The following is a 23537-nucleotide window of genomic DNA, read 5'->3' as shown; positions in this document are numbered from 1 at the left end:
GGCCGCCGACGGCCATCAGGCGGGCCATCAGCGCGGAGGACGGGCCGGGCGTGCCGGTGCGGGTCAGCATGTGCTTGACGGCGCGGGCCTCGTCGACCTCGGCGAGGCAGTGCGGGCAGGTCGCCAGGTGGGCCTGGACGCGGTCGCGCGAGTCGTGGCCGAGCTCGCCGTCCAGGAAGGCGGAGAGGCGCTCGCCGAGGTGGTGGTCCTCGGCGGCGGGTGCGGCGGGGCGGACGGGGAGCGCGTGCAGCGCCGTGTCCGCGGGCAGTGCCACCGCGGGCAGCACGGGCTCACCGGGTTCGTCGCCTCCGCGACGGCCCGGCAGGGCCCAGCCCCGTCGGTTCGGGGACCGGTCGGAGGCGTCCGACCGACCCGAACCGGACCGGCTGGTTCCGCTCACGACCGCCTCCGTCCGCGCCCACCGGGCGCGACCGCCGCCTCGACCGCGCCGACGCCGACCGGCACCGGCTCCTCCGAGCCGCCGCGGCGCTCCCGGCCGGGGGCCGAGCCCGGGGCGCGGTGCTTGAGCGCGGCGCGCAGGTGCGAGCGGCCGCGGTGGATGCGGCTGCGGACGGTGCCGAGCTTGACGCCCAGCGTGGCGGCGATCTCCTCGTAGGACAGGCCCTCGATGTCGCAGAGCACCACCGCGGCGCGGAACTCCGGCGCCAGGGTGTCCAGGGCCTGCTGCACGTCGGCGTCGAAGTGGGTGTCGCTGAAGTGCTGGGCCGGGCTGGGCTCGCGGGAGGCGAGCCGCTCGGCCGCGTCCTCGCCGAGCGCGTCGAAGCGGATGCGCTGGCGGCGGCGGACCATGTCCAGGAAGAGGTTGGTGGTGATCCGGTGCAGCCAGCCCTCGAACGTGCCGGGGGTGTACGTGGACAGCGAACGGAACACCCGGACGAAGACCTCCTGGGTGAGGTCCTCGGCGTCGTGCTGGTTGCCCGTCAGGCGGTAGGCGAGCCGGTAGACGCGGGCGCTGTGCGCCTCGACGATCTCCTCCCAGGTGGGCGGAGTCCAGGTCTGCGCGTCGGGACCCTCGGTGAAGGTCGCGAGGGCGGGGGCCTCGGTGGCGCCGCCGGCCGGCGTCGCGGCCACGGGCTGGTCCAGGTCGGAGTGCGCAGGCTGGTTCATCACGGGCTTCGGCGTACGGGCTGACGCGGTGCCGCGGGAGTGCCGCCGCACAGGGACGTCGCCCTCGGCCACACCTCCTCGGTCGGCTCTTCTGCCCAGCAGGGCCACCACCATATCCACCTCACCCGTCAAGCCCGGATAAAAGTGCCCGGGAGGTCTTGCGCACCCGGTCCGTCCTGACAACGGCCCGCCGCCGTACGCGGTTCCCGGTCGGCCAGTAATCTGTGCCAGGAAATATCGACATCCTTCGGCGCCGGGCCTCGCCCGGGGCTCCGAAAGAGGCAGCCATCAGCGAGTTCGGGCCCGCGCACGCGGCCCTCGCCGACACCTACGTGAGCGAGGACGCCGTGCTGACCTACGCCCGGGCGCAGTCCGCGCGGACCGGGATACGGGCGATCGGACCGAGCGGCGGGGCCTGCCTGCGGCTGCTGGCCGCCGCACTGGACGCCAAGGCGGTGGCCGAGATCGGCACCGGCACCGGGGTGTCCGGGGTCTACCTGCTGCGCGGAATGCGGCCGGACGGCGTGCTCACCACGGTCGACTCGGAGCCGGTGCGCCAGCAGCTGGCCCGCGAGGCGTACCAGGCGGCCGGGTTCGCGGCCAACCGCTCCCGGTTCATACCGGGCCGGGCCCTGGAGGTGCTGCCCCGGCTCGCCGACGGCCAGTACGACCTGGTGTTCTGCGACGGCGACCCGGCCGAGTCCTGCGAGTACCTGCGGGAGGCGCTGCGGCTGCTGCGGCCGGGCGGGATGGTCTGCTTCGAGGGCGTCTTCCAGGAGGGCCGGCTGGCCGAGCCGGAGCTCCAGGACCCGCAGACCGGCGCGGTCCGGGACCTGGTCCGGGACGTGCGGGAGAGCGAGGACCTGCTGCCGGCGCTGCTGCCGGTGTCGGACGGGCTGCTCTGCGCCGTCAAGCGCTGAGCGTCAAGCGCCGGGCCGTCGGGCGCCGGGCCGTCGGGCGCTGAGCCCGGCGCCCCTTCGGGTCCGGGCCCGGGAAAACGTGCGGACCCGGGCCGACATGACGTCGAACCCGGGCCCGGCAGCACATCTCCAGGAGATGGCGAGCACCTGCTGCGGTCAGCCGCAGGCCTTCTTCAGGGCCTCGCCGAGGGCCTGAGCCTCGTCCGGCGTGAGCTCCACCACAAGGCGTCCGCCGCCTTCGAGCGGAACGCGCATGATGATGCCCCGTCCCTCTTTGGTGACTTCGAGCGGGCCGTCACCCGTCCGCGGCTTCATGGCCGCCATGCTCGTTCCCCTTCCTGCAACCGCTCAGCTACGCACCGGCAGTCCGTCCACCGCCGGTATCGAACGCATTGATCGGAAGCCATTATCCCGCATGCCACGGGCTGATGACCAACATCACTCTCGGTGCAACCACGACCGGACCGCCCCCAACCGCCGCAAACCACGTCATAAGCCCCGGCGTGGCGGTGGTGCGGACACCGCCCGAAGGTGCGATACCTCACACTCCCCAGGCCCCCGCGTGCTCCGGCATCCTGACACACACGACCGACAACGCCTCGACCCCGGGAGCCCTCACCCATGTCCGATTCCGTGCTGTACGAGCTGGACGGCGGCCTGGCCGTCATCACCATCAACCGCCCGGAGGCGATGAACGCGCTCGACGTCGCCACCAAGATCGCACTGCGCGACGCCGTGACCGCCGCGGCCGCGGACCCGGCGGTGCGGGCCGTCCTGCTCACCGGCGCGGGCGAGCGGGCGTTCTGCGTCGGACAGGACCTGAACGAGCACCTGGCCCTGCTGAAGCGGGCCGAGGAGACCGGCGAGGGCGCGCTGCGGACCGTCGCCGAGCACTACAACCCGCTGGTGCGGGCGCTGGCCGGGATGCGCAAGCCGACCGTCGCCGCGGTCGGCGGGGTGGCGGCCGGGGCCGGCGCCTCGCTCGCCTTCGCCTGCGACTTCCGCGTCCTGTCCGACCGGGCCGGCTTCAACACCGCCTTCGCCGGGATCGCGCTGACCGCCGACTCGGGCGCCTCCTGGACGCTGCCCCGGCTGGTCGGGCACGCCAAGGCCACCGAGCTGCTGATGCTGCCCCGCACGGTCAAGGCCGCCGAGGCCGCCGAGCTGGGCCTGGCCACCCAGGTGGTGCCGGCCGGGGAACTCGCCGCCACCGCACGGGCCTTCGCCCGGGAGCTGGCCGAGGGCCCGACCGTCGCCTACGGCGCCATCAAGGAGTCGCTGGCGTACGGCGCCTCCCACTCGCTGGACGAACTCCTCGACAAGGAGGACGAGTTGCAGACGCTGGCCGGCGACAGCGAGGACCACCGGATCGCGGTGCGCGCCTTCATCGCCAAGGAGAAGCCCGAGTACCTGGGCCGCTGAGGCCTGTCCGCGGGTCCGGGCCGGGCGGCCCGGACCCACCGGTCAGCCCTTGGCGCCGAGGCGGACGTGACAGTCCGCCAGGTGGTCGTCGACCAGCCCGCAGGCCTGCATCAGGGCGTACGCGGTGGTCGGTCCGACGAAGCGGAAACCCGCCTTCTTCAGCGCCTTCGCCAGCGCCGTCGACTCCGGCGTGACAGCCGGCACCTCGCCCAGCGTGCGGGGGGCCGGCCGGCCCGGCTCGGCGGCGAACTGCCAGATCAGCGCGTCCAGGCCGCCCTCCAGGTCGCGGGCGACCCGCGCGTTGGCGATCGCCGCCTCGATCTTGGCCCGGTTGCGGATGATGCCGGCGTCGGCGAGCAGGCGCTCCTTGTCCGCCTCGCCGAACTCGGCGACCTCGGCGATCTCGAAGCCCGCGAACGCGGCCCGGAAGCCCTCGCGGCGGCGCAGGATGGTCAGCCAGGACAGGCCGGACTGGAAGGCCTCCAGGCAGACCCGCTCGAACAGCGCGTCGTCGCCGTGCACCGGGCGGCCCCACTCGGTGTCGTGGTAGACCCGGTAGTCGTCGGTGGAGTCGCCCCAGCCGCAGCGGCGCAGGCCGTCCGCGCCGAGCACCGCGCCCCCGGTCGGGACGGTCACTTCTCCGTCCCCGGCTTCGCGTCCTCGGGGGCGTGCTCCCCGGCCGGCTGCTTGGCGAGCACCACGGCCGGCTCGACCACCTGGGCGAACTGCTCCAGGCCGGGCAGCGGTTCGGCCGCCGGGTCGGGGGCGTCGGTCGCCTCGACCGCGCCGCGCAGGTGGGCGGCGGCCTCCAGCTCGGCGATCCGCGCGTCGCGGTAGGCGAGTTCGGCCCCGAGGCGGTCCAGGACGTCGTCCACCTCGTCCATCCGGTAGCCGCGCAGCGCCATCGGCAGGCGCAGCTCGTCCACGTCCGCCCGGCCCAGCGGACGGTCCTGCGGCAGCCGCACGGAGATCCGGTCCGGTGCCGCCTCCGGCATCGAGCCGCCCCCGCCGAGCGCCACCAGGGCGGCACCGCCGACCACCACGGCCATGGCGACCACGATCACCCAGAACACGAGCTGTCCTCCCGAACTCCCGGCCGGTCCGCTATGTGGTGGCAGGCAACCACACTGATCATGACAGCATGGTCCCTTAGTGAGGCCGGGGGCCATCATCGCACCCGCAGGAGCTCTGGAGGAGACATCGGTGGCACTGCGCCTGGGACCGCGGGAATTCGGTGACGACGAGCTGGTGATCATGGCGATCGTCAACCGGACGCCGGACTCGTTCTTCGACAGGGGCGCGACCTTCGCCGACGAGGCCGCCTTCGCCGCCGCCGACCGGGCCATGGCCGAGGGCGCGGCGATCCTGGACATCGGCGGGGTGAAGGCCGGGCCGGGCGACGAGGTCACGGTCGAGGAGGAGCTGCGGCGCACCGTGCCCTTCGTGGCCGAGCTGCGCAAGCGCCACCCCGAGGCGGTGATCAGCGTGGACACCTGGCGGCACGAGGTCGGCGAGGCGGTCTGCGAGGTGGGCGCGGACCTGCTGAACGACGCCTGGGGCGGCGTGGACCCGAAGCTCGCCGAGGTGGCCGCCCGGTACGACGCCGGGCTGGTCTGCACCCACGCGGGCGGCGCCGAGCCCCGTACCCGGCCGCACCGGATCGGGTACGAGGACGTGATGGCGGACATCCTGCGGGTGACCGTGGGACTGGCCGAGCGCGCGGTGGAGCTGGGCGTGCGGCGGGACGCGGTGGTCATCGACCCGGGGCACGACTTCGGCAAGAACACCCGGCACTCGCTGGAGGCCACCCGGCGGCTGCCGGAGATGACCGCGACCGGCTTCCCGGTGCTGGTCTCGCTCTCCAACAAGGACTTCGTCGGCGAGACCCTGGACCGGCCGGTGAACGAGCGGCTGCTCGGCACCCTGGCCACCACCGCGGTCTCGGCCTGGCTGGGCGCGCAGGTCTACCGGGTGCACCAGGTCGCGGAGACCCGCCAGGTGCTGGACATGGTCGCCTCGATCCGGGGCACCCGCCCCCCGGCGGTCGCCCGCCGGGGGCTGGCGTGACCCCTCCTGTCGGCGCTCGTCCTGTCGGCGCTCGTCCTGTCGGCGCTCGCGCTAGATCTCGTTCGCGGGCCGGCGGGCGTCGGCGAGGATCTTCATGACCTCGTCGATCTCGTCGGTGATGTGGAACAGCTCCAGGTCGTGCGGGGCCGCCTTGCCCTGCGCGACCAGGGTGTCCTTCAGCCACTCGTACAGGCCGCCCCAGTAGGCGCTGCCGTAGAGGATCACCGGGAAGCGGGTGACCTTCTTCGTCTGCACCAGGGTGAGCGCCTCGAACAGCTCGTCCAGCGTGCCGAGGCCGCCGGGCAGGACCACGAAGCCCTGCGCGTACTTCACGAACATCGTCTTGCGGACGAAGAAGTAGCGGAAGTTCAGTCCGAGGTCGACGAACTCGTTGAGGCCCTGCTCGAAGGGCAGCTCGATGCCGAGCCCGACGCTGAGGCCGCCCGCCTCGGAGGCGCCGCGGTTGGCGGCCTCCATGGCGCCCGGGCCGCCGCCGGTGATCACCGCGTAGCCGGCCTCGGCGAGGGCCCGGCCGATGGCCACGCCCGCCTGGTACTCGGGCGAGTCGACCGGGGTCCGGGCGGAGCCGAAGACACTGATCGCGGGCGGGAGTTCGGCGAGGGCGCCGAAGCCCTCGACGAACTCCGAGGTGATCCGCAGGACCCTCCACGGGTCGGTGTGCAGCCAGTCGGTCGGACCGGTGGTGTCCAGCAGGCGCTGGTCCGTGGTGCTCGTACCGACCTGGTCCCGGCGCACCAGCACCGGGCCCTTCTGCTTCTCGGGCCAGGCCTTCTTCTTCCGCGGCGCACCGACCTGCTCGGGGCCGTGGCCGTAGTGCTTCTCGTCTCCTGTGCCTGTCATGACGAAACCCTACGCCCGCCCTCCCCCGTTTTCAGGCAACGGGGGAAGGTCGGTTGAGCATCCGGAAGGTGGCGTTCGACTGCTGATCGGACGAGCGTCGCGGGCGGCGGCTCAGCTGGTCAGCCAGGCCCGCATCCGCTCCTCGACCTCGGCGATGGCGCTCAGCGAGCAGTACTCCTCGCGCTTGTGCGCCAGGTTCGGGTCGCCGGGGCCGTAGTTGACCGCCGGGACGCCGAGCGCGCTGAACCGGGCGACGTCGGTCCAGCCGAACTTGGCCCGGGCCTGGCCGCCGGTGGCCTCCAGGAAGGCCTGGGCGGCCGGCTGGGAGAGTCCGGGCAGGGCGCCCACGGCGAAGTCGGTGACGGTCAGCTCGAAGCCGTCGAAGACCTCGCGCACGTGCTTCTCCGCGTCCACCTCGTCGCGGTCCGGCGCGTAGCGGAAGTTGACCGTGACGACGCACTCGTCCGGGATCACGTTGCCGGCCACGCCGCCGTCGACCCGGACCGCGTTCAGGCCCTCGCGGTACTCCAGGCCGTCGATCTCCACCCGGCGCGGCTGGTAGTTCTCCAGCCGGGTGAGCACCTCGGCGGCGTGGTGGATGGCGTTGTCCCCGAGCCAGCTGCGGGCCGAGTGGGCGCGCACGCCGGTGAGCCGCACCTGCGTCCGCAGGGTGCCCTGGCAGCCGCCCTCGACCATGCCGCCGCTGGGCTCCATCAGCACCGCGAAGTCGCCGGCCAGCCACTCCGGGTGGTCCTTGACCAGGTGGCCGAGGCCGTTGCGGCTGGCCTCCACCTCCTCGCAGTCGTAGAAGACGAAGGTGAGGTCGCGGTTGGGCTCGGGCACCGTGGCGGCGATGCGCAGCTGCACGGCCACGCCGGACTTCATGTCCGTGGTGCCGCAGCCGTGGAGCAGGTCGCCCTCGACCCACGAGGGGAGGTTGTCGGCGATCGGCACGGTGTCCAGGTGGCCGGCCAGGACGACGCGCTCGGCCCGGCCCAGGTTCGTCCGGGCCACCACGTTGTTGCCGTGGCGGTCCACGGTGAGGTGCGGGTAGCCGCGCAGCGCGGTCTCGACGGCGTCGGCGAGCGCCTGCTCGTCGCCGCTCACCGAGGGGATGTCGACGAGCCGGGCGGTCAGCGTGCCGCCGTCGAGAGTGAGGTCCAGGGGCGTCGGGTTCGAGCTGCTCATGGATGTCAGCCTAATCCGCGGCCGGCTCCGGCCGGTGCGGCGGTCCGGGACGCGGATCGGGGCGCCGGCCGTCGGTGCCGGGCCCGGTCCACCCGGAGGCGAGTGGGCGGGTGACGGCAACCGGAAGGCGCCGCACATCCGTCCGAGTGGGTACGGTGTCGGATCAAGGTGCAGGCGCGAGAGGGGCGACGGTGGCCAGGAGAAGGAGCAGCGAAGAGCTGGGCGACGAAGGGGAGCCCACTCGCCGCCGCGGGCCGCTTCGCGCCCTGCTGATGGTGATCGTCGGGCTGCTCGGCCTGGCCATGGTCGCCGGCCTGGCCGTGGTCGGGATCTGGTGGTTCGGTTTCAAGCCCGGCGCGTCCGAGGAGTGCTCGGTGAAGACGGCGGCCGGGAACGGCACGCTGGAGCTGCCGCAGGCCGCCAACGCCGCGACGATCGCCGCGGTGGCGCGTTCGCGCGGGCTGCCGGACCGGGCCACCACGATCTCGCTGGCGACCGCCATGCAGGAGTCCAAGCTGCGCAACCTCGCGGGCGGCGACCGGGACTCGATCGGCCTCTTCCAGCAGCGGCCGTCGATGGGCTGGGGCACTCCGGCGCAGATCTCGGACCCGGTGTACGCGACCAACAAGTTCCTGGACGGCCTGGTCAAGGTCCCCGGCTACACCCGGATGCCGCTGACCGACGCCGCGCAGACGGTGCAGAAGAGCGGCTACCCGCAGGCCTACGCCAAGCACGAGACCAAGGCGACCCTGCTCACCTCGGCGCTGGCCGGCCGGGAGCCCGCCTCGTTCTCCTGCGTGGTGCACGACTACGCCAAGCCGGACCCGGCGGACTCCGCCTCCGCCTCCGCCGCACCGGGCGCCACCCCGGGCGCCACCGCGGCCCCGGCCGCCGCGCCGGACCGGGCCCAGGTGCTGTCCGACCGGGTGCGCCGGGAGTTCGGCCGCACGGTGACCCCGGCGACCGGCTACGCCTCGACCATCAAGGGCGCCGAGAACGCCGTCTCGCTGACCCCGGACCCGGCCACCGCCGCCCTGACCTCCTCGCCGGACGCGGGGGCGGCGGACGGCGGGGTGAGCGCCGAGCGGGCGAGCGGCTGGGAGGTCGCCCACTGGGCGGTCGCCCAGGCCCAGCAGCTGGGCATCGCGACGGTCGCCTACGACGGGAAGATCTGGCGCAAGTCCAAGTCCGAGGACGGCTGGCAGAACCAGACCTCGGGCACCTCGACCAAGCTCGTCCAGGTCACACTGGCCCCGGCAGACAAGGGCTGACGCACTGGAGTTCGGGTTGCCGCCGGACGGGTGATTCCGGTCAACCCCGGTGGACCCACCGCCCGTTCCGGCGAACCGGCGTGGAGAACCGTCACTCCCCTTGGCGGGGGCGGTTCGACGGCGTCCGACCGGATCGGACGGGCGGCGCCGTTGCAGTCGTACGATCCGATGGTCGGCCAGGAAGATTCCTTGCGTCGACCGAAACCTTCTGGCTTCTCAAGCGGTAACAACGTCGTCCGCCCGGTCGTCCACGCCCGGTCCTTTTGGGCGGACGGGACGGACCCAGACCCCTTCGAGGAGCCCCATGTCTCACCCCCTCACGCGCCGGATCGCCCAGGCCGCGCTCGTCGTGGCCGCCGGAGCGACGCCGCTTCTCGCGGCCGGCTCCGCGTCCGCCCTGGGCGGGGACGCCCTGCTGCCCAAGAGCGACCTCGCGGCACCGCTGGGCCAGCTGACCAACACCGACACCGGTTCCACCCTCCAGCACACCACCCACCAGCTGGGCCAGGCCGCCGGCACCACGGGGGCGGCCACCGTCGCCGCGGGCGTACCGGCCTCCGCCGACGCCGCCGGAAACATCGTCGCCCAGCAGCTGCCCGAGGCCAACGAGAAGGCCGGCTCGCTGACCGCCCCGGTCGACCAGACCGCGGCGACCGCCGGCCAGCTCTCCTCGGTCACCCCGAAGGTCACCTCGGCCCTGGCCGGCAAGCTCGGCGAGGCCGTCACCGGCAAGAGCGCGGAGACCCGCAGCGCCACCGCCGGCACCGGCCCGCTCGGCGGGCTCACCCAGACCGGCTCGGTCACCCAGGCCGTGCCCGGTGCCGAGACGCTCACCGGCGCCGTCCCCGGCGGCACCGCCGTCGCCGACGCGCTGCCGGTCGGCGCGGTGCAGCGTGCGCTGCCGCTCGGCTCGGTCGAGCGCGCCCTGCCGGCCGAACTGCCCGCCGAGCTGCCCGCCACCGACGTGCTCGGCCTGGCCGAGCACGGGTCGGCCAACCGCCTCGGCGGTGCCGACCTCGGCGCGAACAGCCCGCTGTCCGGCCTCACCGGTGCGCTCGGCCCGCTCGGCGGTCTGCTGGGCGGCCTGGGCGGCGGCAACCTGAGCGGCGGCAGCCTCAGCGGCCTGCCGCTGTAACCCGCGCCGCTGTAACCCGCGCTGCTGCGACCCCGCCTCGGGGAGAACCCGAAGGGGGCCGGTGTCCGTGAGACACCGGCCCCCTTCGCCGTACGGTCGACGCGCTGCGGTCAGCTCGCCGCGCCCAGCCGCTCCACGGCCGCGGCGACCCGCTCGTCGGTCGCCGTGAACGCGACCCGCACGAAGCGGTCGCCGGCCGGCCCGTAGAAGTCGCCGGGCGCCACCAGGATGCCCAGCCCGGCCAGTTCGGCCACGGTCTCCCAGCACGGGCGGTCCTGGGTCGCCCACAGGTAGAGGCTCGCCTCGGAGTGCTCGATCCGGAAGCCGTACGCCTCCAGCGCCGCCCGCAGCGCCGAGCGCCGGGCCGCGTACCGCTCGCGCTGCTCGGCCACGTGGGCGTCGTCCGCGAGCGCGGCGACGGTCGCCGCCTGGACCGGCGCCGGCACGATCATGCCGCCGTGCTTGCGCACCTCCAGCAGCTCCCTGACCACCACCGGGTCGCCCGCCACGAAGGAGGCGCGGTAGCCGGCCAGGTTGGAGCGCTTGGAGAGCGAGTGGACGGCCAGCAGGCCCTCGTGGCCGTCGCCGCAGACGTCCGGGTGCAGGACGGAGACCGGCTCGGCCTCCCAGCCCAGCTCCAGGTAGCACTCGTCGCTGACCAGCAGCGCCCCGTGCTCCCTGGCCCACTCGACGGCCCGGCGCAGCTCGTCCGCGCCCAGCACCCGGCCGGTCGGGTTGGACGGCGAGTTCACCCAGAGCAGGCGCACCCGGGAGCCGTCCAGCTCGTCCACCGAGTCGTACTCGACCGGCTCGGCGCCGCACAGCCGGGCGCCCACCTCGTAGGTCGGGTAGGCCAGGCGCGGGTAGGCGACCTGGTCGCCGGGGCCGAGGCCGAGCTGGGTCGGCAGCCAGGCCACCAGCTCCTTGGAGCCGACGGTCGGGAGCACGGCCTGCGGGCCGGTCTCGGCGCCGAGGCGGCGGCGCAGCCAGCCGGCAATCGCCTCGCGCAGCTCCAGCGGGCCCCAGACGGTCGGGTAGCCGGGGGTGTCGGTGTGCGCGGCCAGCGCCTTCTGGATCACCTCGGGGACCGGGTCCACCGGGGTGCCGACGGAGAAGTCGCAGAGCCCGCCGGGGTGGGCCAGGGCGGTCGCCTTGTACGGCTCCAGCTTGTCCCAGGGGAAGACGGGGAGCTTGTCCGAAACGCGGCGCGCCGCCCCCGGGTGGCCCGGGAACGGCGCGCGCGTGCTGTTGGTACTCACAGCTGTTGTGCCACCGATCGTCAGTGGTCGGCGTTCTGCGGCGGCAGAGCGGCGATGAACGGGTGGTCACGCTCGATCAGACCGAGCTTGGAGGCGCCGCCGGGCGAACCCAGGTCGTCGAAGAACTCGACGTTCGCCTTGTAGTAGTCCTTCCACTCCTCCGGAGTGTCGTCCTCGTAGAAGATCGCCTCGACCGGGCAGACCGGCTCGCACGCGCCACAGTCGACACACTCATCCGGGTGGATGTAGAGCGATCGCTCGCCCTCGTAGATGCAGTCAACCGGGCACTCTTCGATGCACGCCTTGTCCTTCACGTCGACACAAGGCTGCGCGATGACGTAGGTCACGCTGTCGTTCCTCCTCGGAAGGGCCTGGTGGCCCGTTCTGTTCTGCTGCCGTGCGCGGTGAGCGCGGCGTCGTCGATGCCCGCCCCTAGTATCGCGGGTCGGAGACCGCAAATGCACAGGAGGTGGCCAGATGGCGACGCACGACCAGGTCGGCGACCGTCCGGAAGTCCGGATAGACCGCTCTGACGTGGGACGACGCGTGTCCGTCCGCCGCCTCGCGGAGTTCGTGGACGACCGGCCGGTGTTCCGGGATTCGATCGGCGTGCTCACATCGTGGGACGATCATGGGTTGACGATCGCCCCGCGATCCGGCGATCCGGTGTTCTTGCCGGAGAAGCTGCTGGTCGCAGGCAAGACCGTGCCGCCGTTCCCGGCCCGGCGCGCCCCGTTGCCGGTCACCGCGCCGGTCGAACTGCAGCGGATCGCGGGCCGCGGCTGGCCGGCCGTCGAGCAGGAGCCGCTCGGCGAGTGGACGCTGCGCGCCGCGGCCGGGTTCACCCGGCGGGCCAACTCCGTCCAGGCGCTCGGGGACCCGGGACTGCCGCTGCCCCGGGCACTGGCGGCCGTCCGCGCCTGGTACGCGGCGCGCGGACTGCCCGCGTACGTCGAGGTGATCTCCCCCGGCTCGCCCCCGTCCCTGGTCGCCGAACTCGACCGGCTCGGCGCCGGGTACGCGCCCACCCTGGTCCGCACCGCCCCGCTGGCCGGGCTCGCCCGGGCCGGCGCGGGGCACGACAAGGTGCGCCTCGCGCGGACCGCGGACGACCAGTGGCTGTCGGTGTACCGGCGGGTGAGCGGCGACCCGGCGGTGGAGGAGGCGGCCCGGCGGGTGCTGCACGGCGGGCCGTCGGTCTGGTTCGCCACCGTGCCGGGCGCCCCCGGGCAGCCGCCGCTGGCGATCGGACGCTGTGTCATCGAGGGGGCCTGGGCCTGCTTCGGCGCGATCGAGGTCCAGCCGTACGCCCGGCGGGCCGGACTGGCGACGACGGTCATGGCGGTGCTCGCCTCGCGCGCGGCCGAGGAGGGGGCGAGCGGCGGGTACCTCCAGGTCGAGGCGGAGAACGCGGGGGCGATCGCGCTCTATGACGGACTCGGCTTCACGACCAGTCACACTTACCACTACGCGCTCCTCCCCCAGGGGTAGCCGCCAGGCCGTACCGTCCGTCCGTTCGTCCGATCGCCCGCCCGATCGTCCGTCCGCCGCCTTGTCCGTCCGCCGTACGAAAGCCGTCGCCGTCACCGTGACCGAGCAGAGCAGAGACCGCTTCCGGACCGCCGCCCGCGCCGAGCAGCCCGACCCGGTGCTGCTGTGCCTGCTCGCCGCCGCCGAGCACGGCATGGTGCCCGACCCCGGCGACCCCGGCGAGCCGCCGGGCGTGGACGCGCTGCTCGCCGCCTGCGAGGCCGCGTTCGAGCGGCACGCGGCGGCGGTCCGGACGGCCGTCGCCGAGCGGGCGCCCACCGGGCCGGAGGAGACCGCCGCCCTGCTCGCCGCGGTGCTCGGCGGGCGGGAGCGCTTCCACGGGCGGCAGTCGGACTACCGGCGGCTGGAGTCCTCGCTGCTGCCCGAGGTGCTGCGGCGCCGGCGCGGGCTGCCGATCACGCTCTCCCTGGTGTGGATGGCGGTCGGCCGACGGGCCGGGCTGACCGTCCACGGCATCGCGCTGCCCGGCCACTTCATCGTCGCGGTGGGCGGCCCGGCGGGCGGCGAGGACTACGTCCTGGCCGACCCGTTCCACGGCGGGCGGCTGCTCGACCCGGGGGACGTCGAGCGGCTGGTCGCCGCCGCCGGGGCCGAGTTCACCCCCGCCCTGCTCACCCCGGCCCAGCCGCTGGAGACCGTGCTGCGGGTGCTCGGCAACATCCGGCTCTGGGCCGCCGACCGCCCCGAGCACGCCCGCACCCAGCTCTGGGCCACCGAACTCGCCCTGCTGCTGCCCCGGCACCCGGCCCAGCTGCGCCTGGAACGGGCCGAACTCCTCGTCCGCACCGGGGACTTCCTCGGCGGCTCGGCGGAGATGGACGCCTACGCGCAGATCCTGGACGCCTTCGACCCGGACACCGCCGCCAAGGTCCGGCAGGAGGCCCGGGCGGCCCGGCACCGGCTCAACTGACCCCCGTCAGAGCTCAGAGCCAGCCCTTCTCCCGGGCGATCCGGACCGCCTCGGTGCGGTTGCGGGCCTCGGTCTTCTGGATCGCCATCGACAGGTAGTTGCGCACCGTCCCCTCGGACAGGTGCAGCCGCCGGGCGATGTCCGCGTTCACCGCGCCGTCGGCGGCCGCGGCCAGCACGTCCCGCTCGCGCGGGGTCAGCGGGTTGGCGCCCTCGGCCAGCGCGGCGGCGGCCAGTGCCGGGTCGATCACCCGCTCGCCGCGCAGCACCCGGCGGATCGCCTCCGCCAGCTCGGCGGCCGGCGCGTCCTTCACCAGGAACGCGTCCGCACCCGCCTCCATCGCCCGGCGCAGGTAGCCGGGCCGGCCGAAGGTCGTCGCGATGACCACCTTGGTCCGGGGCGCCCGGCCGCGCAGCTCGGCGGCCGCCTCGATGCCCGTCATCCCCGGCATCTCGATGTCCAGCACGGCGACCTGCACGTCGTTCGCGAGCACCGCCGCCACCACCTCGTCCCCGCGGCCGACCTGCGCGACGACGTCGATGTCCCCCTCCAGCCCGAGCAGCGCGGCCAGCGCCTCCCGGACCATCCCCTGGTCCTCGGCGAGCAGCACGCGGATCGAGGCCCCGTTGTCAGTGTCGTTCATGGCCACGACCTTAGAGGGCCGCGGGCTTGCGTCTCCGGTAAGGGGAGAGTCCAGAGTGGTCCCCATGGACGGCAGCGACACGCTCTACCCGATCGGCGACCTCGCCCGGCGCACCGGACTCACCGTCAAGACCATCCGGTTCTACGCCGACACCGGCCTCGTCCCGCCCACCGGGCGCAGCGCCGCGGGCTACCGGCTGTACGACGTGCACGCCATCGCCCGGCTGGACCTCGTCCGCACCCTGCGCGAACTCGGGCTCGACCTGCCCGCGATCCGCCGGGTGCTGGAACGGGAGGCCCCGCTGCACGAGGTGGCCGCCGCACACGCCGAGGCGCTGGAGGTGCAGATCCGCACCCTCCGGCTGCGCCGCGCGGTACTGCTCGCCGTCGCCCAACGCGCTTCCACACCCGAGGAGATGGGACTCATGCACAAACTTGCCAAGCTCTCCGACGCCGAACGCCGGCGGCTGGTCCACGACTTCGTCGACGAGGCCTTCGGCGGCCTGGACGCCAACCCCGAGTTCGTCGCCATGATGCGCTCCGCCATGCCCGAACTGCCGGACGAGCCACGGGCGGAGCAGGTCGAGGCCTGGGTCGAGCTCGGCGAACTCGTCCAGGACCCGGACTTCCGCGCGGCCGTCCGGAGGATGGCCGAACAGCAGGCCGCCGAACGGGCCGAGGGCGACCGCGGTGGGCTGCACCACGCACTCACCGAGACCGTACGGTCCCTGGTCGGTGCGGCGCTGGCCGCCGGTACCGACCCCGCCTCCCCCGCGGCCGACCCCGTCCTGGACGCCCTCACCGCCGCCTACGCCGAGACCTTCGGCCGCCCCGACGACGCCGGATTGCGGCGCTGGCTGCTCGGCCGCCTGGAGACCGCCGACGACCCGCGCGCCGAGCGGTACTGGCAGCTGCTGGCGGTCATCAACGGCTGGCCCGTCCCGGAGAGCCTCACCGGGGTATTCGGGTGGTTCACCGAGGCGCTGCGGGCCAGACTGGTGCGATGATCACCCTGGAACCGCTGCGCCCCGACCACGCCGAGGCGCTGCTGGCCTTCGAACGCGCCAACCGCGCGTACTTCGCCCGCAGCATCCCGGACCGCGGCGACGCCTACTTCACCGGCTTCGCGGACCGCCACGCCGCCCTCCTCGCCGAACAGGCGGAGGGCACCTGCCGGTTCCACGTGGTGCTCGACGCGGCCGGCGGGCTGGTCGGCCGCGTCAACCTCGTCGACCTCGCCGACGGCAGCGCCGAACTCGGCTACCGGATCGCCGAATCCGCCGCCGGCCGCGGCGTCGCGAAGGCCGCCGTCGCCGAGGTCTGCCGTCTCGCGGCCACCGACTACGGCCTGACCGCCCTGACCGCCGTCACCACCGTCGACAACCCCGCCTCCCAGGCCGTCCTCACCCGCAACGGCTTCGTGCTCGGCCACGGGTTCCTCCTCGCCGACCGCCCGGCCCTCGCCTATCGCCGCTCCCTGGCCGGCCTCGGCTGAGCGCGGGCCGAGCGCGGGCCGAGCGTCGGCCGGGCCGGCGTCCCGCTACGGCAGCCAGCGGCGGGCGGCCTCGACGCTGTCGGCGGGGCTGGTGTTGAAGGAGATGGCCGCCTGCGGGGCGTGGCGGCGGACCAGGTTGACGACCGCCTCGAAGAAGGGCAGCGCCGGTTCGGGCTTGCGGATGCCGCCGCCGATGACGACGACGTCCCAGCGGCGCCCCGCGAGGGCCGCCACGATGGCGGGTTCGGCGGTGTCGTCGGGGGCGACCAGGGTCACGGCGGCGTCGATGCCGTGCCCGGCGAAGCGGACGAGTTCGGCGTCGAGGAGGGCTCGCACGGCGTCGCCGTCCGTGCCGGGGACGGCGTGCGGGTCGAAGCCGAGGATGAGAACGGTGGGCATGTCCGGTACGACGCTCACTCCGGCTGCCCGGGTTCCCCGCCGAGGAAGCGGGCGGCGTCGACGAGGGTGAGCTTGGGGTCGGTCCAGGAGCAGACCTCCAGCCAGGAGAGCCGGCCGTCCTCGGCGAAGAGCAGGATCTCGCCGTCGGAGCCGATCGCCGCCTCGGCGACCACCTCCGAGCGCGCGCCGTCCTGGACCCCGGCGAACAGGGCGGTGCTGCAGCCGCACCGGCAGCGGGACTCGACGCGCAGGTGCGGGACCTGGGCGCGCAGGGGGTGGCCCTCGGGGAGGAGGAAGTCGAGGACCCGGGCGACGTCGCTGGGGAGGAGGGTCATGGGCGCCTGCGCAATCGTGAGGTGAGGACGGACAGTTCTTCGATCCGGAGGAGGTGGGCGAGCAGGAGGTAGCCGACGGCGAGGGCCGCGGCGGCCGGCAGCAGGCCGTACCGGGTGGCCCACCAGGCGCCCGCGGCGGCCGGCAGGGCGGCCAGCAGCGGCTTCCCGTGGGCTCCCAGGACCCGCAGCGGCCCGAGCCGCCGGCGCAGCAGCAGGGCGGCGGCCGCGCAGGTGAGCAGGAACGACGCCCCGTAGCAGCCGGCCATCCCGGTGACGGCCCAGCGCAGCGGCAGCAGCCGGTGGCAGAGCACCGCCCCCAGCGCCGTGGCGGCGACCGGCAGCAGGTTGAGCAGGAAGGGCGTACGGCTGTCGCCGAGCGCGTAGAAGACGCGGGTCAGCGCGTATCCGGCGGAGTACAGGACCAGGCCGGGGGCGAAGGCGGTCAGCATCCCGGCGATGGCCCGCACGTCGGCGGCGCCGGTGCTCCCGTGCCCGAAGGCGAGCGCGCACAGCTGCGGCGCGAGGACCGCGAACGCGCAGGCCGCCGGGACGGTGACCACCGCGATGGTGCGGACGGTACGGGCGAGCAGCGCGCGGACGGCCCGCGGGGCGTCGGCGGCGGCGGTGAGCGCGGGAACGACCGCCGTCACCACCGACACCGTGACCACCCCGTGCGGCACGATCCACAGCAGGTACGCGCTGCTGTACGCGGTGTACCCGACGCCCGGCAGCCCGGCCTCGGCGGCCCGCGAGCCGACCGAGGTCGACAGTCGGGTCACCACCCAGTAGCCCACCTGGTCGCCGAGCACCAGCAGCAGCGTCCACCCGGCGGCCCGCAGCGGCTCGCCGAGCCCGGCCCGCCGCCAGTCCCAGCGCGGCCGGGGCCGCACCCCGGCGGCCCGCAGGCAGGGCAGCAGCACCAGGCTCTGCGCCACCACCCCGGCCGTCGTGCCGGCCCCGAGCACGGTCACGTCGGCCGTGGAGAAGGACCGTTGGCCGAGGTGCCCGGCGAACACCCCGATCACCACCAGGTTGTTGAGCACCGGCGCCCAGGCCATCGGCGCGAACCGCTGCCGGGCGTTGAGGAGTTGGCCGAGCACCGTGAAAAGCCCGTAGAAGAACACCTGCGGCAGGCACAGGTACGCCAGCAGCACCGTCCGGTCCAACTGCGCACCGCCGTACGCGGTGTAGGCCCGCACGAGGTACGGCGCGCCCGGCACCACCACCGCCGTCAGCACCAGCAGGGTGACCACCAGCACCGTCACCAGCCGGTCGACGTGCGCCGCCCCGCCGTCCGCCGACTCCTTGGCGGCGCGCACCAGGTGGGGCACCAGCGCGGTGTTCAGGGCGCCGCCGATCAGCAGCACGAACAGCAGGTTGGGCACCGTGTTGGCCACGTTGTACCCGTCCGCGAGCAGCCCCGAGCCGAGGACCGCCACCAGCAGCGCCGAGCGGACGAAGCCGGTGGCCCGGGAGACCACCGTCCCGGCCGCCATCACCAGGCTGGGCGGCAGCGTCCGGCGCGGCCTCCGGTGGCGGGCGGGCAGCGGCGGACCGGGCAACGTCGGACCGGGCAACGGAGGACGGGGCAACGGAGGACCCTCCAGAACGGTCATCCGCCGGCACCTCCCGTGTCAGGCACCGACTCGAACTGATCGGCGGAAACGGCGAGAGCATGCACCCGCGCCCCTGAAGCGGGGCTGAGAAAGCTGAAGACGGCTTAAGGAACGGATCCGGCGCCGGTGGCATCCTGATCCGCATGGAGATTCTGGTGGTGGAGGACGACGCCCAGGTCGCGGCGGCCGTACGGCGCGGCCTGGAGGTCGAGGGCTACACCGTCGACCTCGCCCCGGACGGCCTCACCGGCCTGCGGCTGGCCCAGCGGCACGCCTACCGGGCGATCGTGCTCGACATCATGCTGCCCGGCCTGAACGGCTACAAGGTGTGCGAGGCACTGCGCGCCGACGGCGTCACCACCCCGATCCTGATGCTGACCGCCAAGGACGGCGAGTACGACGAGGCCGAGGGCCTGGACACCGGCGCCGACGACTACCTCACCAAGCCGTTCTCCTACCTGGTCTTCCTGGCCCGGCTGCGCGCCCTGATCCGCCGCAGCCAGACGCCGGGCCCGCTGCTGCGGGTCGGCGACCTGTGGCTGGACCCGGCGGGCCGCCGCTGCGGCCGGGGCGGTGCCGAGATCACCCTCACCGAGCGGGAGTTCGCCGTCCTGCGCTGCCTGGCCGAGCACCCCGGCGAGGTGCTGTCCAAGCGCCGGATCGTCGACGAGGTGTGGGACATCGCCTTCGACGGCGAGGAGTCCATCGTCGAGGTGTACGTCAGCATGCTGCGCCGCAAGGTGGACGCGCCGTTCGGCGTCCGTTCGATCACCACCGTGCGCGGCGTCGGCTACCGGCTGGAGGCCTGACCGGTGCTCGGCAGGCTCTCCACCCGGCTGCGCACCTCGCTGGCGGCCGGCCTGGCCGCGCTGCTGCTGCTCGGCGTCGGCGCCTGGTGGCTGCGCGGCCACATGTACGACGCCCAGCTGGAGGCGGCCGAGGCGGACGCCCAGGCCCAGGCCCGCGAGATCAGCAGCGGCTTCAAGCACGGCCAGCAGCTGGCGGACTACGGGCGGCTGCCGTACCTCGTGCTGGACAGCGACGGCCGGGTGCTGACCATGGGCGGCCCGCTGACCACCCAGCACCTGGCCGGGGACCCGCCCGCCACCGTACCGAGGCTCGCGCCGGACGACTGGCAGTCGGTCCAGCGGATCGCCATCGGCCCGGCCGGGGAGGCGGCCGCCAACCGCTACTCGGGGCGCACCTTCACCGCACCGGGCAGCTGGAGCCCGCTGCTGCGGCAGAACGACGAGAACGGCCAGCCGGTCAAGCCGATGGTCGGCCCGTTCACGGTGTACGTGCTGGCCACCCCGTTCGCCGCCGAGGCCTCGCTGCACACCATCGACCCGGTGCTGCAGGCGGGTGTGCCGGCCGCCGCGCTGCTGGTCGCGCTGACGGCCTGGACGGCGACCAGCCGGGCGCTGCGCCCGGTGGAGGCGATCCGCGCCGAGCTGGCCGAGATCGGCGAGCACCGGCTGGACCGCCGCGTCCCGGTGCCGCCCGCCGGCGACGAGCTCACCCGGATGGCCCGGACCACCAACGCCACCCTGGACCGGCTGGAGCGCTCGGCCGTACAGCAGCAGCGCTTCGTCGCGGACGCCTCGCACGAGCTGCGCAGCCCGATCGCCGCGCTGCGCACCAATCTGGAGGTGTCGCTGGCGCACCCCGACCGCACCGACTGGCCGGCCACCACCCGGGAGGCGCTGACCTCGGTCGAGCGGCTCCAGCAGCTGACCGAGGACCTGCTGTTCCTGGCCCGGGGCGCGCACCCGGCGACGGCCGGCCGGCTCACCGCCGTCGACCTGTCCGCCGTGCTGCGCGAGCTCGCCGACCAATACCGCCCCGGCCTCGGCGCCCGGCTCGCTCTGCGGGTGGACGCGCCCGAGGCGGTGCCGGTGCACGGCAGCCGCCTGCGGCTGCACCGGCTGGTGCGCAACCTGCTGGACAACGCCCAGCGGCACGCGTCCACCGAGGTGGTGCTGTCCGCGCGGCGGACCGCGCACGGCTGCGTCCTGGAGGTCCGGGACGACGGCCCGGGCGTGCCGCCCGAGGACCGCGAGCGGATCTTCGAGCCGTTCACCCGGCTCGACGAGGCCCGCAGCCGGGACTCCGGCGGCAGCGGCCTGGGCCTGGCCATCGCCGCGGACATCGCCACGCGGCACGGCGGCACCCTGCGGGTCGCCCACGCCCCGCGCGGCGCCCGCTTCGTCCTGGAGCTTCCCCCGGCCTGAAGGCCTCCGCGGCCGCCTTAGATCGGCTTGGACACCGGCGTCGGCGCGGCCGCCGACGCCGTCCGCAGCGGCACCGAGGCCCGCAGCCGGAAGCCCCGTCCGCGCTCCCCCGGACCGGTCTCCAGCCGACCGCCGACCAGCGCCAGCCGCTCCTCCAGCCCGGACAGCCCGTTGCCCGGCTGGGACTTGCCCGGCCCGCGCCCGTTGTCGGCGATCTCCAGGACGGCGTAGCGCTCGCCGCCCGCCTCCCAGCTCTCGTCCGCCGTGACCGTGCAGACGGTGGCGCCCTCGCCGTGCCGGACGACGTTGGTCACGGCCTCGCGCAGCGCCCAGGCCAGCGCGCCCGTCTCCTCCTCGGCCAGCGACGGCCAGGCGTCCACCAGCTCCGGCGCGGCCTCCAGCCGGACCTGCGCGGCGGCCAGCGCGGTACGGGCGGCGGCCAGTTCGACCGGCAGGGTCGGCCGGCGGAAGCCGGTCACCGCCTCCCGGACGTCGATCAGCGACTGCCGGGCGACCTGCTCGATGTCGGCGACCTGCGCCCGCGCCGCCTCGTCCTTGCCGGCGTCCATGAACCGCCCGGCCAGCTCGCTCTTCAGGGTGATCAGCGACAGCGAGTGCCCGAGCAGGTCGTGCAGGTCGCGGGCCATCCGCAGCCGCTCCTCGGAGGCGGCCAGGTGCGCGACCGCGGCCCGGGCCTCGCGCAGCTCCTTCATGGCGGCGACCAGCCGCTGCAGCCCGGTCATCGCGACGCCGGAGAGGAAGGCGCTGAGCGCGAAGGTGGAGATGTTGTCGTTCCCGGCGTGGATGAGCACGCCGGTCACGGCGGTGAGCGCGGCCATGCCCGCGAGCGCGCGCAGCGCGTAGCGCGCCGGAATGATGATCGCGACGCACACGGCGGCGTAGATGAACAGGGTCAGGAAGGCGCCGCCGAGGACGACGGAGGCGGCGACCGCGAGCACGGTCATGGTCGCGACGATCACCTGGCAGGCCCGCGGCTTCATCCCCGCCTGCGAGCGGAAGATCACCAGCAGGACGTAGGCGGCGACGAACCCCGCCAGGCAGCACCAGCCGAACACCTGGCCGGCCAGGCTGTGGTCCCCGTTCAGCAGGTTGCCCGCCGGGTAGGCCAGGTAGAGCATCCACAGCAGCATCCAGGCGACCTTGACCAGCAGCTGCCGCCGGGTCTCCACCGGGGAGCCGGGAACGCTCATGAACGACGCACGCGCCAGGCCCACCTGCATGGGGTCGTCGGTGCGGTGGGTCCGGCGCGTGTCACTCATGTCGATCATCATGCCTGGCGGGTGTCTCGGCGGTACAGGACCGCCGCCGCGGCCACGAAGACCGCGAGGAAACCGGCCAGCCCGGCCACCGCGGCCAGGTCCAGGGAGTGCCCCGGCTGGGTGAAGGTGGCCAGCTGGTTGTACAGGTGCACCGGGTTGATCCGGGCGTACGTCTCCAGGGTGCCCGTCAAGGGGAACCAGGTGCCACCGAACAGCGACATCACCATGTAGGTGATCATCACGATGGTCTGCACCGAGTCCGGCGCCGCCGCGTAGCCGAGCGCCACCCCGAGCGCGGCGAAGACGAAGCTGCCCAGCCACAGCGCGGCCGTCAGCCCGAGCCACTGCGCCGCGCTCAGCGAGACGCCCTGGCCGGCGCCGACCGCGAAGACCACCAGGATCGACGGCAGCGTGGTCACCGAGCTCGCGGCGATCTTGCCGAGGGTGTACGCCCGGCCGGGCAGCGCGGTCAGCCGCAGCTGGCGCACCCAGCCGCTCTTGCGCTCCAGCGAGATCCGCTGCGCGCTGCCGGTCAGGACCGCGCCGACCGCGCCGAAGGTGGCCATCGAGACCATGAAGTACGTCTTCACGGGCAGGCCGCCGGCCAGCTTGTCGGTGCCGTAGGCGTGGATGAAGAAGAAGTACATCAGCGCCGGGTAGGCGACGCTGAACATCAGGTAGCGCCGGTTGCGCAGGGTCCGCAGGATCTCCAGCTTGATCAGGGTGGTCATCGCGCGTTCTCCTTCGCGGCCTCGTCCGGTTCGCCGTCCAGTTCGCCGGTGATGGTCAGGAAGGCCTGCTCCAGGCCCAGCCCGGCGACCTCCAGCCCGCGCGGGTACAGCCCGGAGCGGTAGAGCGCGGCGACGCTCGCGTCGGCGTCCGCCGTCCGGATCCGGACCGTCCGCACCCCCGGGACCCGGGCGGTGACGTCCAGCGACTGCACGCCGGGCAGGGTGCGCAGCACGGACTCCTCGAACCCGCCGTCCGCGTCGTGGAGTTCGAAGGCGATCCGGCGGGCGCCGGCCCTGGCCTTGATCTCCGCCGAGCTGCCGTCGGCGATCAGCCGGCCGCGGTGCAGCACCAGGACGCGGTCGGCGATCGAGTCGGCCTCCTCCAGGTAGTGGGTGGCGAACAGCACCGTGCGCCCGGCGTCGGCCTGGGCGCGCATGCTCGCCCAGAACGACTGCCGCACGCTGACGTCCATGCCGGTGGTGGGCTCGTCCAGCACGATCAGGTCGTTGTCGCCCGCGATGGCCAGGGCGAAGCGGACCCGCTGCTCCTGGCCGCCGGACAGCTTGTCGACCCGCCGCTCCGCCAGCTCGGTGATCCCGGCGTCGGTCAGCACCTCCGTGACCGACCGGCCGCGCGGGTGCACGTCGCAGGCGAGCTGGACCAGCTCGCGGACCTTGACGTCGGCCATCAGCCCGCCGCTCTGCAACATCGCGCCGACCCGGCCCGCCTCGATGGCGGAGCGCGGCGTGCCGCCGAACAGGGTCACGCTGCCCCGGTCGGGCTCGCGCAGGCCGAGGAGCAGGTCCAGGCTGGTGGACTTGCCGGCGCCGTTCGGGCCGAGCAGGGCGACGGTCTCGCCCGGCCTCAGCACGAGGTCCAGCCCGTCCACCGCGCGCACCCGCCCGTAGTTCTTCCCCACGCCGCGGAAGACGGCCACTTCAGCAACCATCGCCCTGCTCCTCTCCCCTGTCGGTGGTATGTCCGGTGCTGTTCCGCACCACCTCAGAGTCCCGCGCGGGCGGGTGCCGGCGGCAGTGTCCGCCGTCGTGCCTTCGGCATGACGGATGTCATGCCGGCGGCCGGTACCCCCGTCAC

27 protein-coding genes are annotated in these 23537 nt (G+C 74.2%); 11 read left to right on the top strand and 16 right to left on the bottom strand.

Going from position 1 to position 23537, the window contains the following annotated elements; all coding sequences use genetic code 11:
- On the bottom strand, positions 1-274 hold a 274-nt coding region (locus tag ACFU6K_RS05690), incomplete at its 3' end, for a zf-HC2 domain-containing protein (RefSeq protein WP_380661072.1).
- Between the two features lie 122 nt (positions 275-396).
- On the bottom strand, positions 397-1128 hold the full coding sequence (sigE, locus tag ACFU6K_RS05685) for an RNA polymerase sigma factor SigE (protein WP_380661075.1): 732 nt from the start codon (positions 1126-1128) through the stop codon (positions 397-399).
- 287 nt (positions 1129-1415) lie between these two features.
- Between sigE and ACFU6K_RS05680 the strand changes: the two genes are divergently transcribed.
- On the top strand, positions 1416-2048 hold the full coding sequence (locus tag ACFU6K_RS05680) for an O-methyltransferase (protein ID WP_380661074.1): 633 nt from the start codon (positions 1416-1418) through the stop codon (positions 2046-2048).
- 156 nt (positions 2049-2204) lie between these two features.
- On the opposite strand, the gene ACFU6K_RS05675 is transcribed toward ACFU6K_RS05680, so the two are convergent.
- Complete coding sequence (locus ACFU6K_RS05675) at positions 2205-2372, bottom strand: DUF3117 domain-containing protein (RefSeq protein ID WP_074001376.1); 168 nt, start codon at positions 2370-2372, stop codon at positions 2205-2207.
- A 297-nt stretch (positions 2373-2669) separates the two neighbouring features.
- Between ACFU6K_RS05675 and ACFU6K_RS05670 the strand changes: the two genes are divergently transcribed.
- On the top strand, positions 2670-3470 hold the full coding sequence (locus ACFU6K_RS05670; protein WP_380661071.1) for an enoyl-CoA hydratase-related protein: 801 nt from the start codon (positions 2670-2672) through the stop codon (positions 3468-3470).
- 42 nt (positions 3471-3512) lie between these two features.
- Here ACFU6K_RS05670 and ACFU6K_RS05665 read toward each other — a convergent pair whose 3' ends face one another.
- Both ACFU6K_RS05665 and ACFU6K_RS05660 read right to left on the bottom strand, forming a co-directional pair.
- Positions 3513-4106 (bottom strand): DNA-3-methyladenine glycosylase I, encoded by a 594-nt coding sequence (locus ACFU6K_RS05665; RefSeq protein WP_380661070.1) that lies wholly within the window; start codon positions 4104-4106, stop codon positions 3513-3515.
- On the bottom strand, positions 4103-4543 hold the full coding sequence (locus tag ACFU6K_RS05660) for a DivIVA domain-containing protein (RefSeq protein WP_380661069.1): 441 nt from the start codon (positions 4541-4543) through the stop codon (positions 4103-4105). Before ACFU6K_RS05660 ends, ACFU6K_RS05665 begins: the two co-directional genes overlap by 4 nt.
- A gap of 181 nt (positions 4544-4724) precedes the next feature.
- On the opposite strand from ACFU6K_RS05660, the gene folP reads away from it, so the two are divergent.
- Positions 4725-5537 carry a dihydropteroate synthase gene (folP, locus tag ACFU6K_RS05655; RefSeq protein ID WP_380661073.1) on the top strand — a complete coding sequence of 271 codons (813 nt, stop codon included), beginning with the start codon at positions 4725-4727 and terminating at the stop codon, positions 5535-5537.
- A 51-nt stretch (positions 5538-5588) separates the two neighbouring features.
- Here folP and ACFU6K_RS05650 read toward each other — a convergent pair whose 3' ends face one another.
- Together ACFU6K_RS05650 and dapE are read right to left on the bottom strand one after the other, a co-directional pair.
- Positions 5589-6398 carry a TIGR00730 family Rossman fold protein gene (locus ACFU6K_RS05650; protein WP_049655631.1) on the bottom strand — a complete coding sequence of 270 codons (810 nt, stop codon included), beginning with the start codon at positions 6396-6398 and terminating at the stop codon, positions 5589-5591.
- A gap of 111 nt (positions 6399-6509) precedes the next feature.
- Positions 6510-7586: a succinyl-diaminopimelate desuccinylase gene (gene dapE, locus ACFU6K_RS05645; RefSeq protein ID WP_380661068.1), complete on the bottom strand. Its 1077-nt coding sequence runs from the start codon at positions 7584-7586 to the stop codon at positions 6510-6512.
- Between the two features lie 191 nt (positions 7587-7777).
- On the opposite strand from dapE, the gene ACFU6K_RS05640 reads away from it, so the two are divergent.
- Together ACFU6K_RS05640 and ACFU6K_RS05635 are read left to right on the top strand one after the other, a co-directional pair.
- Positions 7778-8857, top strand: coding sequence for a hypothetical protein (locus ACFU6K_RS05640; RefSeq protein WP_380661067.1), 1080 nt, complete (start codon positions 7778-7780; stop codon positions 8855-8857).
- A gap of 304 nt (positions 8858-9161) precedes the next feature.
- Complete coding sequence (locus ACFU6K_RS05635; RefSeq protein WP_380661066.1) at positions 9162-9992, top strand: hypothetical protein; 831 nt, start codon at positions 9162-9164, stop codon at positions 9990-9992.
- A gap of 110 nt (positions 9993-10102) precedes the next feature.
- Here ACFU6K_RS05635 and dapC read toward each other — a convergent pair whose 3' ends face one another.
- Positions 10103-11251: a succinyldiaminopimelate transaminase gene (gene dapC, locus ACFU6K_RS05630; protein WP_380661065.1), complete on the bottom strand. Its 1149-nt coding sequence runs from the start codon at positions 11249-11251 to the stop codon at positions 10103-10105.
- 20 nt (positions 11252-11271) lie between these two features.
- Positions 11272-11598 carry a ferredoxin gene (gene fdxA, locus ACFU6K_RS05625; RefSeq protein ID WP_030061559.1) on the bottom strand — a complete coding sequence of 109 codons (327 nt, stop codon included), beginning with the start codon at positions 11596-11598 and terminating at the stop codon, positions 11272-11274.
- 289 nt (positions 11599-11887) lie between these two features.
- Here fdxA and ACFU6K_RS05620 point away from each other — a divergent pair, with 289 nt between their 5' ends.
- Complete coding sequence (locus ACFU6K_RS05620; RefSeq protein WP_380661064.1) at positions 11888-12742, top strand: GNAT family N-acetyltransferase; 855 nt, start codon at positions 11888-11890, stop codon at positions 12740-12742.
- 97 nt (positions 12743-12839) lie between these two features.
- Complete coding sequence (locus ACFU6K_RS05615) at positions 12840-13712, top strand: transglutaminase family protein (protein ID WP_380661063.1); 873 nt, start codon at positions 12840-12842, stop codon at positions 13710-13712.
- A 13-nt stretch (positions 13713-13725) separates the two neighbouring features.
- Here ACFU6K_RS05615 and ACFU6K_RS05610 read toward each other — a convergent pair whose 3' ends face one another.
- Positions 13726-14355 carry a response regulator gene (locus ACFU6K_RS05610; protein ID WP_380661062.1) on the bottom strand — a complete coding sequence of 210 codons (630 nt, stop codon included), beginning with the start codon at positions 14353-14355 and terminating at the stop codon, positions 13726-13728.
- A 64-nt stretch (positions 14356-14419) separates the two neighbouring features.
- Here ACFU6K_RS05610 and ACFU6K_RS05605 point away from each other — a divergent pair, with 64 nt between their 5' ends.
- On the top strand, positions 14420-15361 hold the full coding sequence (locus ACFU6K_RS05605) for a MerR family transcriptional regulator (RefSeq protein WP_380661061.1): 942 nt from the start codon (positions 14420-14422) through the stop codon (positions 15359-15361).
- On the top strand, positions 15358-15849 hold the full coding sequence (locus ACFU6K_RS05600) for a GNAT family N-acetyltransferase (RefSeq protein ID WP_380661060.1): 492 nt from the start codon (positions 15358-15360) through the stop codon (positions 15847-15849). Before ACFU6K_RS05605 ends, ACFU6K_RS05600 begins: the two co-directional genes overlap by 4 nt.
- Before the next feature lie 45 nt (positions 15850-15894).
- On the opposite strand, the gene ACFU6K_RS05595 is transcribed toward ACFU6K_RS05600, so the two are convergent.
- Genes ACFU6K_RS05595 through murJ form a run of 3 tightly spaced genes read right to left on the bottom strand, consistent with a single transcriptional unit; the run spans position 15895 to position 18145 of the window.
- On the bottom strand, positions 15895-16248 hold the full coding sequence (locus ACFU6K_RS05595) for a hypothetical protein (protein WP_380661059.1): 354 nt from the start codon (positions 16246-16248) through the stop codon (positions 15895-15897).
- Positions 16249-16262: 14 nt separating this feature from the next.
- Positions 16263-16583, bottom strand: a complete 321-nt coding sequence (locus tag ACFU6K_RS05590) for a hypothetical protein (RefSeq protein WP_380661058.1) — start codon at positions 16581-16583, stop codon at positions 16263-16265.
- Entirely contained in the window at positions 16580-18145 is a 1566-nt protein-coding gene (gene murJ / locus ACFU6K_RS05585) for a murein biosynthesis integral membrane protein MurJ (protein ID WP_380661057.1), read from the bottom strand. Before murJ ends, ACFU6K_RS05590 begins: the two co-directional genes overlap by 4 nt.
- Before the next feature lie 197 nt (positions 18146-18342).
- Here murJ and ACFU6K_RS05580 point away from each other — a divergent pair, with 197 nt between their 5' ends.
- Both ACFU6K_RS05580 and ACFU6K_RS05575 read left to right on the top strand, forming a co-directional pair.
- Positions 18343-19008, top strand: a complete 666-nt coding sequence (locus tag ACFU6K_RS05580) for a response regulator transcription factor (protein WP_049657347.1) — start codon at positions 18343-18345, stop codon at positions 19006-19008.
- A gap of 3 nt (positions 19009-19011) precedes the next feature.
- Positions 19012-20430 carry a sensor histidine kinase gene (locus ACFU6K_RS05575; protein ID WP_380661056.1) on the top strand — a complete coding sequence of 473 codons (1419 nt, stop codon included), beginning with the start codon at positions 19012-19014 and terminating at the stop codon, positions 20428-20430.
- 17 nt (positions 20431-20447) lie between these two features.
- On the opposite strand, the gene ACFU6K_RS05570 is transcribed toward ACFU6K_RS05575, so the two are convergent.
- Genes ACFU6K_RS05570 through ACFU6K_RS05560 form a run of 3 tightly spaced genes read right to left on the bottom strand, consistent with a single transcriptional unit; the run spans position 20448 to position 23391 of the window.
- Positions 20448-21710: a sensor histidine kinase gene (locus ACFU6K_RS05570; RefSeq protein WP_380661054.1), complete on the bottom strand. Its 1263-nt coding sequence runs from the start codon at positions 21708-21710 to the stop codon at positions 20448-20450.
- Positions 21711-21718: 8 nt separating this feature from the next.
- Entirely contained in the window at positions 21719-22441 is a 723-nt protein-coding gene (locus ACFU6K_RS05565) for an ABC transporter permease (RefSeq protein WP_380661053.1), read from the bottom strand.
- Positions 22438-23391, bottom strand: coding sequence for an ABC transporter ATP-binding protein (locus tag ACFU6K_RS05560; RefSeq protein WP_380661052.1), 954 nt, complete (start codon positions 23389-23391; stop codon positions 22438-22440). Before ACFU6K_RS05560 ends, ACFU6K_RS05565 begins: the two co-directional genes overlap by 4 nt.
- Positions 23392-23537 lie beyond the last annotated feature (146 nt).

It is taken from the genome of Kitasatospora sp. NPDC057512 (assembly GCF_042802135.1).
GTDB lineage: Bacteria > Actinomycetota > Actinomycetes > Streptomycetales > Streptomycetaceae > Kitasatospora.
Note: the sequence above shows the minus strand (reverse complement) of the source record. Positions and strands in the feature narration are given on the sequence as shown.